This window comes from Luteibacter sp. P4_D7_3, assembly GCF_056401735.1.
Genome location: NZ_JBFUIT010000543.1, coordinates 1 through 1457, shown reverse-complemented (window position 1 = coordinate 1457; position 1457 = coordinate 1). Strand labels below are relative to the sequence as shown.

The 1457-nt window shown below is 65.8% G+C and carries 2 protein-coding genes; one reads left to right on the top strand and one right to left on the bottom strand.

Annotation, left to right across the window (positions count from 1 at the left end; translation table 11 throughout):
• Positions 1-982 (bottom strand): L,D-transpeptidase scaffold domain-containing protein (locus AC1DSN_RS22555; RefSeq protein ID WP_477333052.1); only part of this gene is annotated, 982 nt, incomplete at its 3' end.
• Positions 983-1116: 134 nt separating this feature from the next.
• Between AC1DSN_RS22555 and AC1DSN_RS22550 the strand changes: the two genes are divergently transcribed.
• On the top strand, positions 1117-1457 hold a 341-nt coding region (locus AC1DSN_RS22550; RefSeq protein ID WP_477333050.1), incomplete at its 3' end, for a murein L,D-transpeptidase catalytic domain-containing protein.

The window sequence follows — 1457 nt, the reverse complement described above, 5'->3', positions numbered from 1 at the left end:
CCTGGCCGATGCGTGTTTCGACCGGTACGTTCAGTGCCGCGAGCGTATCGGTACCGACGCTGCCGTCGGCGTCCATGTACTGATCGGCCTGGAAGCGCTTTACGGCGTCGGTCAAGGGCGAGTCATAGCGATCCCCGTGGGCGAGGGTAGGGTCCAGGTAGCCTCCGGCGACGAGCCTCGCCCTCAGTGCACCCACACGTGGATCCTTCATGCCCGGCTTCAACGACGGGCCATCGGGAACCAGGGGCCAACCGCCCTGGGCTGCGGTGGCGCGCAACTGCGTGAGTGCGTCGCGCAGTTGGGCATAGAGCGGGTTTTGCGGACGTGCCATGGCGAAGGCCTGGTCCACGCTGCTTTCGTCGATCGCGGTCTGCAGCATGGACATGCCCTGCTGTGCATCGATCGAGGCGGGGTCGAAGTTCCAGGTGGGGTCCAGGCGCATGGGGTCCACCTTGCCGCGTGCCAACTGGACCAGTGCGGTGATGTACGCACCAGTCGCGGCGACATCGAAATCCGCACGCCGCTCGGGTGAAGCCGTGGCCCAGTCGGGCGCCTCCGTGGTGGCTTTCAGGGCGGGCAGGCCGTAATCGTCCGGAAGCAGACCGTCGCCTTCGACCGAGGCGAGGCCGGCCAGCAACTGCTGGACGTTAGCGGGCTGGGACCACGCGGCGGTGAAGTGGCGCTGGGCGTAGAAGTCGCTCACCGCCTTACCGAGTGCGGCATTCGGCCGGCTCAGGGGACCGCCCTGCAGAGGGGTCATCTGCTGGATGCGTCCGTAAATCGCCGTACCCACGAGGTCGTCGGCGGGTGGGGGCGTGGGTGCCGCGACGGTGGCTGCGGTGGCGGGTAGCTGGGCCACGATCGGCGGTGGCGACGCCGCGGAGGCCGCACTTGGCGGTGCTTGCGCCGCGACGGAAAGCGGCAGGAGGGCGGCCATGAGCGATACGCAAAGCCTGCCGTGTACGTATTTTTCCATAGTCATTATCTATCGATTCCAGATTCGTTGGTGTACCTGCACGCTTTCACACAGTTCAAGGGCAGCGATGTGACGGTGTTGTGGTCAATAAATGATCAGCGCGTTAGGATGCCCCGTCGCAACACCACCCGGCTCACCGCATGATTCGATCGCTCCGAACGCTTATCGCGTCCGCGCCGCTGCTCGGCGCCGTATGCTTCCTCCCCGCCCAGGCCCACGCCGCCGACACGCTTGGCGATGCACTGGCCAAGCTGGCGCCCTCCGCCGACCCCAAGGTGATCGGACTTGCCGTCCAGGCATCGGAATGCGCGCAGACACAGGGTGGTGCCCCCTCCGACCGCCTGGCCGTGATCGATTATTCGAAGCCGTCCTCGGAGCCGCGCCTGTGGGTGTTCGATACCGTGAAGCGCAAGCTGTTGTTCCAGGAGCTGGTCGCCCATGGCAAGAACAGTGGTGACGCGAACGCCACACGATTCTCCAA